The following is a 13303-nucleotide window of genomic DNA, read 5'->3' on the forward strand; positions in this document are numbered from 1 at the left end:
GGTTTTGCATGACGCTCAGTTCCTTGGCAGGCAAGCCGGCTCCGGCCAGCGTGCTGGTCGATATTCCCCGCCTGGTGACCGCCTACTACACCGGCCGCCCCGACGCCGCCGTGGCCGCCCAGCGCGTGGCATTCGGCACTTCGGGCCACCGCGGCACCTCGTTCGAGCTGAGCTTCAACGAAGACCATGTGCTGGCGATCACCCAGGCCATCTGCCTGTACCGCCAGGAGAAGGGCATCGACGGCCCGCTGTTCATCGGCGCCGACACCCACGCCTTGTCCGCGCCGGCTGCGGCCAGCGCCCTGGAAGTGTTGGCGGCCAACGGCGTGCAGGTGATGCTGAGCAAGGATGACGAGTACACGCCCACGCCGGCAGTGTCCCACGCCATCCTCTGCTACAACCGAGGCCGCCAGCAGGGGCTGGCCGACGGCATCGTCATCACCCCGTCGCACAACCCGCCACAAAGCGGCGGTTTCAAGTACAACCCGCCCAATGGCGGCCCGGCCGACAGCGATGTCACCAAGTGGATCGAAGGCAAGGCCAACGAACTGCTGGCCGCGGGCCTGGCCGGCGTCAAGCGCATGGACTACAAGCTGGCACTGGCGGCCCCGACCACTCAACGTCACGACTACGTGAGCCACTATGTGGCGGACCTGGAGAACGTCATCGACTTCGACGTGATCCGCGGCGCCAAGCTGCGCCTGGGCGTCGACCCGCTGGGCGGGGCAGGGGTGCGCTACTGGTCGGCCATCGCCAAGCATTACCAGCTGGACCTGGAAGTGGTGAATACCGAAGTCGATCCGACCTTCCGCTTCATGACCGTCGACTGGGACGGCCAGATTCGTATGGACCCGTCCTCGCCGTATGCCATGCAGGGCCTGATCGGCCTGCGCGAGCGCTTCGACGTGGCCTTCGCCTGCGACCCGGACCACGACCGCCACGGCATCGTCACCCCCGATGGCCTGCTGCAACCGAACAACTACCTGGCCGTGGCCATCGACTACCTGTGCCGCAATCGCCCGCAATGGCGCAAAGACGCGGCGGTGGGCAAGACCGTGGTGTCCAGCGGCCTGATCGACCGCGTCACCGCCGCGCTGGGCCGTGAGCTGTACGAAGTGCCGGTGGGCTTCAAGTTCTTCGCTCAGGGCCTGTTCGACGGCTCGCTGGGCTTTGGCGGTGAAGAGAGCGCCGGCGCCTCGTTCCTGCGCAAGGACGGCTCGGTCTGGGCCACCGACAAGGACGGCCTGATCCCGGCCCTGCTGGCCGCCGAGATGACCGCCCGCACCGGTCGCAACCCGAGCCAGATCTACGCCGACCTCACCAGCAAGCTGGGCAAGCCGTATGCCACCCGTGTCGAAGCCAAGGCTGATGCGCGGCAGAAGGCGTTGCTGAGCAAGCTGGCGCCTGAGCAGGTCAAGTCCACTGAACTTGCCGGCGAGCCGATCACCCAGATCCTCAGCCATGCGCCGGGCAACAACCAGGCCATCGGCGGGCTCAAGGTGATGACCGAGAACGGCTGGTTCGCCGCGCGGCCATCGGGTACCGAGGACATCTACAAGATCTACGCCGAGAGCTTCATCGACGAAGCGCACCTCAAGCGCCTGGTCGAGGAAGCCCAGGTTCTGGTGGACGCGGCAATCGCCTGATCATGTCATCAGGTCGATGCGGTTCCTGTAGGAGCGGCTTCAGCCGCGAACACCGGCGCAGCCGGTGCCAGGTACCGCGTCGCCTGATTCGCGGCTGAAGCCGCTCCTACAGAATTGCGTGGTCGTTCCATAGGTGGGACGATCCATGCCATTTTTTCCATCTACCGCTTTATTAGCCTCCTCGGTAAGGTGATTCCTATCCAAGAGGAGGCTTCTCATGAAAAACATCCAAGGCATTCACCGCAGCCCCCACGCCCATTGGGTGGGTGACGGCTTCCCGGTGCGCAGCCTGTTCACCTACGACCACCTGGCCCGGCACATCAGCCCGTTCCTGCTGCTGGACTACGCCGGCCCCCACGATTTCACCCCCACCAACGCCCGCCGCGGCGTCGGCCAGCACCCGCACCGGGGTTTTGAAACGGTGACCATCGTCTACCAGGGCGAGTTGGAGCATCGCGACTCCACCGGCGCCGGTGGCCTGATCGGCCCGGGCGACGTGCAGTGGATGACCGCCGCCGGCGGTATCATCCACGAAGAGTTCCATTCACCGGCCTTTGCCCGCAGCGGTGGCACGCTGGAAATGGTCCAGCTGTGGGTCAACCTGCCGGCCAAGGACAAGCGTGCCGCGGCCGGTTACCAGACCTTGCTGTCCAGTGATATCCCGGTGGTGACGCTGGCAGGCGAGGCGGGCAGCCTGCGGGTGATTGCCGGGCGATACGGGGACCACCAGGGGCCCGCTCGGACCTTCACCGAGATGGATGTGTGGGATATCCGCCTGAAGGCCGGCGCGGTACTGGACCTGCCGGTTGCGGCAGGGCGCAATGCGGCGCTGGTGGTGCTGCGCGGCAAGCTGCGGGTCAACGGCGAGCGTGAAGCCGGCCCGGCCAGCCTGGTGCTGTTCGAGCGCGAGGGGGAGTCGGTGCGGGTCGAGGCGCTGGAGGATGTCAGCGTGCTGCTGCTCAGTGGCGAGCCGATCGATGAGCCCATCGTCGGCTATGGGCCGTTCGTGATGAACAGCCAGGCGGAGATCGCCGAGTCGTTCGATGATTTCCAGGCTGGGCGGTTTGGCCAGGTGGGTGGCGCCAGCCATTGATCGTCGAGTGCACGCCTTCCCTGTAGGAGCGGGTTTACCCGCGAATGCGTCGGTGAATTCACCGCAGCATTCGCGGGTAAACCCGCTCCTACAGGCTGTCAGGCTTGATCGGGCACCACCGCAATCACATCGATCTCCATCAACCACTCAGCCTGGGCCAACCCCGCCACCACCAACCCGGTGGAAATCGGGAATACCCCCTTCAGCCACTTGCCCACTTCCATGTAAACCGGCTCGCGGAAGCGCGGGTCGGTGATGTAGGTGGTGGTCTTGACGATGTGCGACAGGTCGGAGCCGGCCTCTTCAAGCAACTGCTTGACGTTCTTCATCGCCTGTTCGGCCTGGGCCCGTGGGTCGCCCAGGCCCACCAGCCGCCCTTCGAAATCGGTACCGACCTGGCCGCGCACGTAGATGGTGTTGCCGGCCCGCACAGCCTGGCACAGGTCGTTGTCCAGGGTCTGGTTGGGGTAGGTCGCCTTGGTGTTGAACATGCGGATGCGAGTGTGGGTAGGCATCAGTGGGCTCCGAAGGTGCTGACATTGCAGATCGAGGGTTGCTGTTCATCCGCCGCGCGTTGCTCGCGGTCGCGATAAGCCAGGTAGGTGCGTTGAGTGGCGATGTGCCCGGCGACATGCTTGGCGTCGTGCCAAACACCCCAGATGAATGACGAGCCGCGGCGTGACAGCCAGGGCAGGCCGAGGAAGTACACACCGGGCTCCTTCGACACGCCCCGCTGGTGCTGGGGCTTGCCGTTGGCGTCGAAGGCGTCGACCTGCAGCCAACTGAAGTCCACGCCGTAGCCGGTGGCCCAGATGATCGAGGTGACGTTGGCCTGGGCCAGGTCCAGCTCCAGCAACGGGTTGCTGACGCAGTCAGGGTCGGGCAGGCGCTTGCGGGCTTCGGGCTCCTCTGGCAGGTCCAGGCCGTTGCGCTCGATGAAGGCATCGGCGGCGTCCAGCAGGGCCAGGTAGTTCTCGTCGCCACGGTTGATGTTGTCGGCCAGGTTGTCCTGGAAGCGTGCGACACCGCCTTCGAACGACTGGGTCAGGCCGACCAGGGTCATACCCTGATGGGCGAGGGCGCGGAAGTCCACGGTGTGGCCGCCGCGTGCCCCGGACACGGCGATGGTCACGTGCTCGCGGCCGGGCTTGGCGATCTCCGCGTCCCATTCACCCAGCACGCCCAGCCACCAGCAGAAATCACGGTTGCGGTAGCTGCGCGGCGGCCGGTCGTGGGCGCCGACCGACAGGTAGACCTGGCGCCCGGCGCGCATCAGCTCCTCGGCGATCTGCACCCCGGAGGAGCCGGCGCCCACCACCAGCACTGCGCCGTCGGGCAGTTGCCGTGGGTTGAAGTAGGCGGCGGAGTGGATCTGGTGCAGGCGTTCGTCCTTCGGCGCGATGACCGGGATCACCGGGCGCTGGAACGGGCCGGTGGCGGCCACCACGCGGTTGGCGCGGATCACGCCCTGGTTGGTCTCGATGGTGAAGCCGGGGCGGTCGGCATTGCGCACCACCTGTTTCACCTCGACGCCGGTGCGCACCGGCAGGTTGTACTTGCGCACGTATTGCTCGAAGTAGTCGGCGACCTGGTCCTTGCCGGCGAAGGCGTCGGCGTCGAGGTCGAACTCCAGGCCCGGGAAGCGGTCGTGCCAGACCGGGCCGTTGGCCACCAGCGAGTCCCAGCGGCCGGTGCGCCAAGCTTCGGCGATGCGCTTGCGCTCCAGCACCAGGTGCGGCACGCCGAGCTTGCTCAGGTGTTCGCTCATGGCCACGCCGGCCTGGCCGGCGCCGACCACGAGGGTGTCGATTTCGATGTTGTTCAGTGTCATGTCCCAGCCCTTCTTCAGCGGCGTTCTTGTTCAGGTCGGTGGGGACCGCCTTTGCCTGGGGCCAGACTAGGGAGGGCTGGGGAATCGCGAAAATAGTATTTAGCTGGGGCTTGCCGATAAATTGGCGAAGGCTCCACGGGGATTTGCATCCATCCCTGTAGGAGCGGCCTTCAGCCGCGAAAGGGCCGCAAGGCGGCCCCGGCGATCGTTGCCCAACCTGAAACTGGGGCTGCTGCGCAGCCCTTTCACGGCTGAAGGCCGCTCCTACAGGGGGCGTGCAAGGCCCGAGAGTCTCTTTGCATCAGCACATAGTTTTTTCCTGCCCTGTGCCGAGGAAAATGTTGGTTTCGCAGCGCCCGAGGCCCGCCGAGAATGCCGGTAACTCAAGACAGGAGCTGCACCATGACCTTCTCCATCATTGGCCGCTGCGCGGAAACCGGCCAGGTCGGCATCGCTATCAGTTCATCCAGCATCGCCGTCGGCGCCCGCTGCCCCTGGGTTCGCGCTGGCGTCGGCGCGGTCGCCACCCAGAACATCACCTTGCCGGCGCTCGGCCCGCAGATCCTCGACGCTCTGGAACAAGGCCAACTGCCGCCCGCTGCGGCCCTGGACCGGGTGCTCAGCGCCAATGGCTGGAGCGAATATCGCCAGGTCACGGTGATCGACAGCCAGGGCCAGGTGGCCTTGTTCACCGGCAAGGAGGCGCTGGGCGTGCACAACGCGGTGGCGGGTGAGCAGTGCGCGGCGGCGGGCAACCTGTTGTCGTCGCGTGCGGTGATCAAGGCCATGGTCGCGGCCTTCGAACAGACCGGTGGCCACTTGGCCGACCGCCTGCTGGCGGCCATGCACGCGGCGATGGCGGCGGGCGGCGAGGCGGGGCCGGTGCACTCGGCGGCGCTGAAGATCGCTGGCGAGTTGACCTGGCCGCTGGTGGACCTACGCGTGGACTGGGCCGAGCAAGATCCGATCGGCGCCCTCGACAACCTGTGGCAGGCCTACCGCCCGCAGATGCAAGACTATGTGACCCGTGCGCTCAACCCGACCGCCGCGCCCAGCTATGGGGTGCCGGGTGATGAGTGAGTTCTCCAGCCAAGCGCTGCTGGCGCGGTTGGTGGGCTTTGCCACGGTCAGCCGTGATTCCAACCTGGCGCTGATCAGCTTCATCAAGGACTACCTGGCCGGCCTTGGCGTGGAAAGTGAGTTGTTCCATAACGCCGAAGGCACCAAGGCCAACCTGTTCGCCACCCTCGGCCCTCGCGACCGGGGCGGCGTGGTGCTGTCGGGGCACACCGATGTGGTGCCGGTCGACGGGCAGGCCTGGACCTTTGACCCGTTTCAGCTGACCGAGCACGATGGCCGTCTTTACGGGCGGGGCACCGCCGACATGAAGGGTTTCATCGCTTCGGTGCTGGCGGCCGTGCCGGCGTTCCTCGCGCAGCCGCTGCGCCTTCCCGTGCACCTGGCGTTCTCCTACGACGAGGAGGTTGGTTGCCTGGGCGTGCGCTCGCTGCTCGCCGCGTTGGCGCAACGGCCGAACAAGCCGACCCTGTGCCTGATCGGCGAGCCCACCGAGCTCAAGCCGGTGCTCGGCCACAAGGGCAAGCTGGCGATGCGCTGCCAGGTTCAGGGTGCAGCCTGCCATTCGGCCTACGCACCCTATGGGGTCAATGCCATCGAGTACGCGGCGCGGCTGATCGGCAAGCTCGGCGAGATCGGCGAGGGCCTGGCATTGCCACGCCACCATGACCCACGCTTCGATCCACCGTTTTCCACGGTGCAGACCGGCGTGATCAAAGGGGGGCGGGCGCTGAACATCGTGCCCGAGGAATGCGAGTTCGATTTCGAGGTGCGCGCCTTGCCGGGGTTCGAGGCGCAGACGGTCGCGGACCAGTTGCAGACCTATGCCGAGGCCGAGCTGCTGCCGCGCATGCGTGCGGTGAACGATGCCAGTGACATCCGCCTGCAGCCCCTGAGCGCCTATCCAGGACTGGCCACGCCGGCCGACAGCGAGGCGGCGCAGTGGGTGGCGTTGCTCAGTGGTTCGAGTGAATTCGGCACCGTGGCCTTCGGCACCGAAGGCGGGCTGTTCGAGCAGGCCGGCATCCCCACGGTAGTGTGCGGGCCGGGGAGCATGGATCAAGGGCACAAGCCGGACGAGTTCGTCAGCGTGGAGCAGTTGCTGGGTTGTGATGCGATGCTGTTGCGGTTGCGGGATTACCTGGCGGTTGTGTAAGGGCTTGGAGCGTCTTGGCGAGGCGGACGCTCCACTGCAGATCGAGCATTAGGTTTGCCACATAACATATTGTTTTTTATTGAATTTATTGTCGCATGAGGCGAACCTGAGAGTTAATGTCAAATGACATGATGAAAATAATTTAACCTATTGAAAAATAACAAAATTATCTCTTTGTTACGGCGTGCTGCACGCATTGCTCGTAGTACGTCTGCTTGATCGCCGCAGGCTTGAGCTGAGAGCGGCTGTTGTAGGTTTGCTCGGTGATGCCGAAGGCAGTCATGCGCATCCAGGGTTTATCGAACTTGCGCACCTGCAACCGCTTGCGGGTGGCGTACAGCGTGACCCCGGAGAGCTTGGCCTGCTGCGCCTCGGCGGCGATCTGCGAGCCCCAGCCGCACACGTGACGCTCGTTCTGGCTCAGCGCCCGGGCCTGGGCGGCGAAGGCGGAGGTGGCCAGCAGGCAGCCGGCCACGGTTGCTAGAAATACTCGCATGTTGCTGTCCTAAGCATCTGAAGGAGAACGGAGTTTGCCGTCACTTCAGCGGCCTGGGGGCCAGCAAATTGCCGTCAGGCAGCGAGGCATGGCTCAAGCGCCATGAAAACCCTGGCGGTTGTATGTGGTCGTACAACTGCTTGCGCACTCATCTCGCCTGTCTTTAACAACCCGACGCACAAGGCACGACAGAGCAGCAGGTGCAGGCACGGACCCGGCGCACGCCGCGCAGTCTGGCCCTGGAACTGGTCACGGTGTTGACCGAGCGCATTCGCAGCGGCCAATTCAAGCGCGGTGACAAGCTGCCCACCGAATCGCAGATCATGGCCGAGGAAGGCGCCAGCCGCACCGTGGTGCGCGAGGCCATCTCGCGGCTGCAGGCGGCCGGCCAGGTCGAGACCCGCCACAGGCAGCGCATAGAAAACCCCGCATGTGCGGGGCTCCTCTCACTCAGGGCAGTCAGATTGCCCCGTCCCGCCACTGTCCATTCAGCAACCGCGGGGTGACCTTATCGCGGATAAATCCGTGCCTACGGGATCGCGTGAGTCTGTAGGAGCGGATTCATCCGCGATGGGGCCAAAGCAAACGAGATGACGGTTACAAGTCATCGTATCTCTTGGTGGGAGGAGGGAAAAAAGATCGCGGAGACAGGCACAAACCCGCCGCCCGCTTCCACGGGATGTGTTCTGGGACCAGCAGAGGGTGACCGGGGAAACGGGGGCAACCTTGCGCTGCCCCGCGATCAAAGCTAACGAAGCTTCGGTGGATCAGGCAGCCTGGTGGTGCTTGACCTGGGCCTTGCGAACCTGCGCGCGGCAGGCGTCGCCGAAGGCCTGGAACATCTTGATCGAATCAGGGTTCTTCGCCGCCTGCCACTCAGGGTGCCATTGCACCGCGAACAGGAAGGGAGAGAGCGTCGGGGCGTGAATGGCCTCGACCAGGCCGTCCTCGGCGTGGGCGATCGGCTCGATGCCGGCACCCAGGTTGCGCAGGCCCTGGCCGTGCAGCGAGTTGACGCGGATTTCGTCGGTGCCCAGGGTGTCGCGCAGCCAGCTGCCTGGCTTGATCTTCACGCCATGAACCGCCGCGTACTGGACGTCGACCGGGTCTTCGGGGTTTTCCCGGTGGTCGTTGAAGCCTGGCTCGGCGTAGACCTTCTGGTAGATATCGCCACCCAGGGCCACGTTGATTTCCTGCATGCCGCGGCAGATGCCGAAGATCGGCAGGCCGCGCTTGATCGCCGCCTTGACCAGCGGGATGTCGAACAGGTCGCGGTTCTGGTCCTGGCCCTTGCCGGGGGTCTGGTTTTCCTGGCCGTAGAGCGCCGGGTCGATGTTGCTGCCCGCGCCGGTCAGGTACACACCGTCGGCCATGTCCAGGTAAGTGTCGAGGTCTTCGATGCCGCAGCAGGTGGGCACCAGGACCGGGACGCAACCGGCGAACTCGACCAGCGGGGTGATGTATTTGTGGGTCATGACCTGGTAGTCATGGCCTTTGCGCTCTTGGCTGCCCATGGTCATCAGGACGACGGGTTTGCGCAGGGAGGGTTGCTTGTTGCCAATGTTGCTGTTGGACATATGTCACCTTGAGACAGGTCATGCCTGTCGTTGTTGTGCAGGCGCACGGCCGGGGCCATGGGTGCAGCCTGTAGCCCCGAGCACTGCCGGCTCGCCGGGGGCGATGCCGGTCGGGGCATGACTCATAGCTTGCCAGAGCCGTTCGATATGTCAAACGAGTGGCAGGGGGCAAAGCGCCGAATTTCGGGGGCTTGAGGGCGTCGGGGCCTTTGGTGACAAGGGTTTGACGGGGGCTGAAGTCAATAATACTTAACGATGCAGTTGGTTCATTGCACGGCTGCAATGAAGCCTGCCCGCCGTTGCGGCGGGCAGGTGCGTGCTCAGTCGTCGAGGCGCTCGAGCACGCCGAAGCCGTAGCCGCCCAGCAGGTCGGCACGGATGTGCTCGCCCAGCGGTTGCACGTGGTTTTGCAGCGGTGCCAGCCAGTCGATGGCGTGGCTGGCCAGGCGTGCGCTCAGGGCCAGGCTGTCGCCGCCCTGTCGCGGCAGGGCCGTGGCCGGCACGCTGGGCTTGCCGGCCAGCCAGGGCAGGCTGCCCAGCAGCAGCGCGTACAACACCAGCAGCTTGACGTAGAGCACCAGCGGCAGTGGTTGCACCAGGCGCACCAGGTAGGTCAGCGCCCTGAACAGGTGCACGGTCAGGCCGCAGAGGGCCAGCAGCAGGGCCAAGGCAGGGGTGACCAGGTCACGGTAGCTGTCGCGGCCGAGCGTCGACAGGTCGTCCGGAGCCGCCACTCGCTGCTTCATCAGCTCGCGGGCATCGTGTTGCAGCGCCGGCTGGTAGGCCATGCGCTCGAAAGCGTCCGGGGTGAGGTAGGCGTACAGGGTGATACCGGCTGGCAGGCTCAGGGCCTGGCGCCATTGTGCCTGGACTGCCGCCACGGCCAGGAATTCCGGGCGGCCCAGGCCGGGTTCGATCCAGCCGGCATCGATGCGTTCCTGGATCAGCTCGGCATACTGGTTGCGCGCCTCGCGGCGTACCTGGCGGGCCACCGCCTTGTTGAAGCCGACGCGGTCCTCCGGTTGCCAGAGGTCGTTGACCGGTACCCCCATCTGCTCGCGCAGCACATGGCGTACAGGCTGCCACTCACTTACCGGCAGGTTCCACGGGTTGTAGTTGCGCCCGCGCTTGGTCAACAGGCGCTGGTAGTCGGTCCACGCCTGTCCCTGGCGCTGGAGGATCGCCATGCGGCTGGTGGCGCCGTAGTAGAACAGGCTGGCGTGCCGGTACTGGCGGTAGTTGTCTTCCTGCTTGGCGGTGGCCGCGCGGTAGTTGTCGTAGTTGCGTGCCAGGCCGCCGCGTTGGCGGTCGGCGAGCTGTTCGAAGAAGGCTTGCGGCGCCAGGCCCTGGACGGCGGGCAGCGGGGTGATGGCCGGCAGGCGCAGGGCCAGCTCGGCCAGGCGCAGTTTGCCTTCGGGGCTGCGCAGGTCGGCTGCGGTGGCGCTTTGGCCGTCCAGGCGCAGGTCATGGTTGAGCATCTGGTTGAGCAGCGGGATACCGAATGCCGCCTGGGCCTCCTGCTGCGGGCTGGCGCGCTCGACCAGCGCATCGACCAGCAGGCGCTGGGCGTGGTAGCCCAGGTATACGCTGGTGCCACAGATGATCAGCGCCCACAGCAGCGTGCGGCCGAAGCCCCAGGCCTGGCGCATGCTCTTGCGCAGCAGGCAGCTGAGCACCAGCAGGCCGACCGACGCGGCGGTCAGCCATTGCCCGTGCACGGCGAGCTGTTGCAGGCGGGTGTGGTAGGCCAGGGTACCGACCACGTCGGTCAGGCGTGCGCAGAAGGCGAGGGTGACCAGCAGGTAGGCCAGGGTCGGCAGCAGCATCACCTGTGCCAGGCGGCGGTGCTGGTCGCGGGTCAGCGGCAGGTTGCCGCCCCACAGGGCCAGGGCCAGGCGTTGCAGGGGCGAGCGTTCATGGCTGGCGGGGTAGGCCGAGCGGCGGAGCAGAGCGCCGATCATCGGGCGTCACCCGAAGAATGGGTGAGGCAGGAAAAGGCAAGGCTGACCGAAGAGGTCGCAGGGGTGTTCACGCGCGGCGTTCCTTGTCGAGGCAATGGTGCGTCCAGGGTTGCCGCGCGATAGTAGCATGCTGATGGCGGATTCGCGCCGCTGTGGGCGACTGCTTCCCGATCACGCCCACCTCAAGCCTTGCGCGATTCTTGTGGGAGCGGCCTTGTGTCGCGAAAGGGCCGCAAAGCGGCCCCAGCAACCATTGGATCGACACTGAGATCCAGGGGCCGCTACGCAGCCCTTTCGCGACACAAGGCCGCTCCCACAGGATCCAGAGTTCACCGCAATCCTGTAGGCGCCAGCCTTGCCGGCGAACAACGGCAAAGCCGGTGCCACCACTCGCTAATGCAGGATCTGCTTGAGAAACGCCTGTGCCCGCGCCGTACGCGGCTGCCCGAAGAACACCTCTGGCGGGCTGTCCTCGATGATCTGCCCACCCTCCAGGAACAGCACCCGCTCGGCCACCTGGCGCGCAAAGCCCATCTCATGGGTGACACAGAGCATGGTCATGCCGGTGCCTGCCAGTTGCACCAGCACATCCAGCACTTCGGCGACCATCTCCGGGTCGAGCGCCGAGGTCGGCTCGTCGAACAGCATGATCCGCGGCTTCATGCACAGCGCCCGGGCAATCGCCACGCGCTGCTGCTGGCCACCGGACAGCTGGTTGCGGTATTTGTGCGCCTGGCTCTCGATACCAACCTTGCTCAGGTACATCCGCGCCCGCTCCTCGGCGTCCTTGCGCGACAACCCACGCACGCTCATCGGCGCCAGCAGGCAGTTGTCGAGCACGCTCATGTGCGGGAACAGGTTGAAGTGCTGGAACACCATGCCGATCTCGCTGCGCACCTGGGCGGCCTGGCGCGTGGTGGTGGCGAGGTCGATGCCGCCGACCTGGATGCGGCCTTGCTCGGCAATTTCCAGGCGGTTGATGCAGCGGATCAGCGTCGACTTGCCCGAACCCGAAGGGCCGCAGAGCACGATGCGCTCGCCCTCGCGCACCGACAGGTCGATATCGTGCAGCACATGGAAGGCGCCGTAGTGCTTGTTCAGACCCTCGATGCGGATCAGTTCCGGGCGCGGGTCGGGTGCCGGGTTCAACGGGGCAAGGCTGGCAAGACTGGAGGATGCGGACATCGTTTTTGTTCTCCCGCTCTGGTTTCAGTCGAAGCGTGCGGCGCTGTAGGGCGCAGGGTCGGTGAAGGGATGCTGGCCGGTGAGCAGTTCCGCCAACAGGCGGCCGCTGACCGGGCCCAGGGTCAGGCCGTGGTGGGCGTGGCCGAAGTTGAACCACAGGCCCTTGTGCCGTGGCGCCGGGCCGATCACCGGGCGCATGTCCGGCAGGCAGGGGCGCCGGCCCAGCCAGGGCTTGTCGTCGAGGCGCTCGCCCAGGGCCGGGAACAGCTGGCGGGCCAACGCTTCGCAGCGCCGCAGCTGGATCTCGTTGGCCGCCGCGTCGCTGGCTGCGAACTCGATACCGGTGGTCAGGCGCACGCCTCGGGCCATGGGCGCCAGCACATAGCCGCCCTGGGTGTCGCACACCGAGTGGCGCAGCTCGGCACCGTCGCGGGTGACGTAGTGCATGTGGTAGCCGCGCTTGATTCCCAGGGGGAAGTCATAGCCCAGCGTTTCATAGAGCTCGGCCGATTGCGGACCGAGGCAGGCCACCACCTCCTCGGCACGGACCGGGCCACGCTGCGTGTCCACCTGCCAGCCGCCGTCGACCTGGCGCAGGCTGCGCGCATCGCCGTGCAGGAACTGCCCGCCGCGCTGGACGAACAACCCGGCATAGCCCCGGGTGAGGCCGCCGGGGTTGCTCACGGTCTTTGGGTCCAGCCAGTGGATGCCGCCGACCACGCCACCGTCAAGCTGCTGTTCGCGGGCCTGGAGTTGCTCGCGTTCGAGGATTTCATAGCGCAGCCCATAGCGGGCCAGGCCAGGCAGCTCATGCTTGGCCTGCTCGAACAGCGCGCCGTCGCGGTACACCTCGATCCAGCCCTTGGCCTGCACGAGGTCGTGCAGCCCGGCAGCGTCGATCAGCGCGTCGTGTTCCTCGACACTGCGCTGCACCAGCGGCAGCATGTCCGCGGCGGCCTTGGCCAGGCGCCCTGGCGCCGACTGCTGCCAGTAGCGCAACAGCCAGGGCGCCGCCTTGGGCAGGTGCGTCAGGCTGTAGCGCACGTCCGGTTGGCGGTTCAGGCCGTAGCGCAGCAGTGCGCCGAACTTTCGCGGGAAGGCGTAGGGGATCACGCTGGAGCGCTCGATCAGCCCGGCATTGCCGTGGCTGGTGCCGCTGCCGGGCTCGTCGCGGTCGACCAGGATCACCTGGCGCCCACGCGCCTGCAGGTGCAGCGCGGTGCTGACGCCGACGATGCCGGCGCCCAGAACGATGGTTTGGCAATGCATGGAGCGGTTCCC

The 13303-nt window shown here is 66.2% G+C and carries 11 protein-coding genes and 1 pseudogene; 5 read left to right on the forward strand and 7 right to left on the reverse strand.

The features are described 5' to 3' along the window. The first annotated feature begins 8 nt into the window (after positions 1 to 8). Positions 9 to 1646, forward strand: coding sequence for a phosphoglucomutase (alpha-D-glucose-1,6-bisphosphate-dependent) (gene pgm, locus JYG34_RS12640; RefSeq protein ID WP_213660982.1), 1638 nt, complete (start codon positions 9 to 11; stop codon positions 1644 to 1646). A 217-nt stretch (positions 1647 to 1863) separates the two neighbouring features. Beyond that, complete coding sequence (locus tag JYG34_RS12645; protein ID WP_213660983.1) at positions 1864 to 2739, forward strand: pirin family protein; 876 nt, start codon at positions 1864 to 1866, stop codon at positions 2737 to 2739. 98 nt (positions 2740 to 2837) lie between these two features. Here JYG34_RS12645 and JYG34_RS12650 read toward each other — a convergent pair whose 3' ends face one another. Together JYG34_RS12650 and JYG34_RS12655 are read right to left on the reverse strand one after the other, a co-directional pair. Continuing rightward, positions 2838 to 3254 carry a RidA family protein gene (locus tag JYG34_RS12650; protein WP_213660984.1) on the reverse strand — a complete coding sequence of 139 codons (417 nt, stop codon included), beginning with the start codon at positions 3252 to 3254 and terminating at the stop codon, positions 2838 to 2840. Then, a complete protein-coding gene (locus JYG34_RS12655; RefSeq protein WP_213660985.1) occupies positions 3254 to 4570 on the reverse strand; it encodes a flavin-containing monooxygenase in 1317 nt (438 codons plus the stop codon). The genes JYG34_RS12650 and JYG34_RS12655 overlap by 1 nt, the downstream gene beginning before the upstream one ends. Positions 4571 to 4972: 402 nt before the next feature. Between JYG34_RS12655 and JYG34_RS12660 the strand changes: the two genes are divergently transcribed. Continuing rightward, entirely contained in the window at positions 4973 to 5650 is a 678-nt protein-coding gene (locus tag JYG34_RS12660) for a DUF1028 domain-containing protein (RefSeq protein ID WP_213660986.1), read from the forward strand. Then, positions 5643 to 6803 (forward strand): acetylornithine deacetylase, encoded by a 1161-nt coding sequence (gene argE / locus JYG34_RS12665; protein WP_213660987.1) that lies wholly within the window; start codon positions 5643 to 5645, stop codon positions 6801 to 6803. Before JYG34_RS12660 ends, argE begins: the two co-directional genes overlap by 8 nt. Positions 6804 to 6969: 166 nt before the next feature. Here the strand turns inward: argE and JYG34_RS12670 are convergent, their stop codons facing one another. Then, a complete protein-coding gene (locus JYG34_RS12670; protein ID WP_213660988.1) occupies positions 6970 to 7299 on the reverse strand; it encodes a hypothetical protein in 330 nt (109 codons plus the stop codon). A gap of 200 nt (positions 7300 to 7499) precedes the next feature. Between JYG34_RS12670 and JYG34_RS12675 the strand changes: the two are divergent. Further along, positions 7500 to 7706: pseudogene (locus tag JYG34_RS12675) on the forward strand (winged helix-turn-helix domain-containing protein); the annotation flags it as partial. A 360-nt stretch (positions 7707 to 8066) separates the two neighbouring features. Here the strand turns inward: JYG34_RS12675 and JYG34_RS12680 are convergent. From JYG34_RS12680 to JYG34_RS12695, 4 genes are all read right to left on the reverse strand, one after another. After that, positions 8067 to 8876, reverse strand: coding sequence for a gamma-glutamyl-gamma-aminobutyrate hydrolase family protein (locus JYG34_RS12680; RefSeq protein ID WP_213660989.1), 810 nt, complete (start codon positions 8874 to 8876; stop codon positions 8067 to 8069). Between the two features lie 320 nt (positions 8877 to 9196). Beyond that, complete coding sequence (locus JYG34_RS12685; RefSeq protein ID WP_213660990.1) at positions 9197 to 10837, reverse strand: hypothetical protein; 1641 nt, start codon at positions 10835 to 10837, stop codon at positions 9197 to 9199. 393 nt (positions 10838 to 11230) lie between these two features. Next, entirely contained in the window at positions 11231 to 12022 is a 792-nt protein-coding gene (locus JYG34_RS12690; RefSeq protein WP_283811820.1) for an amino acid ABC transporter ATP-binding protein, read from the reverse strand. Between the two features lie 24 nt (positions 12023 to 12046). Further along, positions 12047 to 13291, reverse strand: a complete 1245-nt coding sequence (locus tag JYG34_RS12695; protein ID WP_213660991.1) for an NAD(P)/FAD-dependent oxidoreductase — start codon at positions 13289 to 13291, stop codon at positions 12047 to 12049. Between the last annotated feature and the right edge of the window lie 12 nt (positions 13292 to 13303).

This window comes from Pseudomonas entomophila, assembly GCF_018417595.1.
In the GTDB taxonomy this organism is placed as follows: domain Bacteria; phylum Pseudomonadota; class Gammaproteobacteria; order Pseudomonadales; family Pseudomonadaceae; genus Aquipseudomonas; species Aquipseudomonas entomophila_C.

Coding starts and splice junctions, on each gene's coding strand:
- JYG34_RS12685 (WP_213660990.1), bottom strand. CDS start 10,837: ATGATCGGCGCTCTGCTCCGCCGCTCGGCCTACCCCGCCAGCCATGAA.
- JYG34_RS12680 (WP_213660989.1), bottom strand. CDS start 8,876: ATGTCCAACAGCAACATTGGCAACAAGCAACCCTCCCTGCGCAAACCC.
- JYG34_RS12655 (WP_213660985.1), bottom strand. CDS start 4,570: ATGACACTGAACAACATCGAAATCGACACCCTCGTGGTCGGCGCCGGC.
- JYG34_RS12695 (WP_213660991.1), bottom strand. CDS start 13,291: ATGCATTGCCAAACCATCGTTCTGGGCGCCGGCATCGTCGGCGTCAGC.
- JYG34_RS12690 (WP_283811820.1), bottom strand. CDS start 12,022: ATGTCCGCATCCTCCAGTCTTGCCAGCCTTGCCCCGTTGAACCCGGCA.
- pgm (WP_213660982.1), top strand. CDS start 9: ATGACGCTCAGTTCCTTGGCAGGCAAGCCGGCTCCGGCCAGCGTGCTG.
- argE (WP_213660987.1), top strand. CDS start 5,643: ATGAGTGAGTTCTCCAGCCAAGCGCTGCTGGCGCGGTTGGTGGGCTTT.
- JYG34_RS12670 (WP_213660988.1), bottom strand. CDS start 7,299: ATGCGAGTATTTCTAGCAACCGTGGCCGGCTGCCTGCTGGCCACCTCC.
- JYG34_RS12660 (WP_213660986.1), top strand. CDS start 4,973: ATGACCTTCTCCATCATTGGCCGCTGCGCGGAAACCGGCCAGGTCGGC.
- JYG34_RS12645 (WP_213660983.1), top strand. CDS start 1,864: ATGAAAAACATCCAAGGCATTCACCGCAGCCCCCACGCCCATTGGGTG.
- JYG34_RS12650 (WP_213660984.1), bottom strand. CDS start 3,254: ATGCCTACCCACACTCGCATCCGCATGTTCAACACCAAGGCGACCTAC.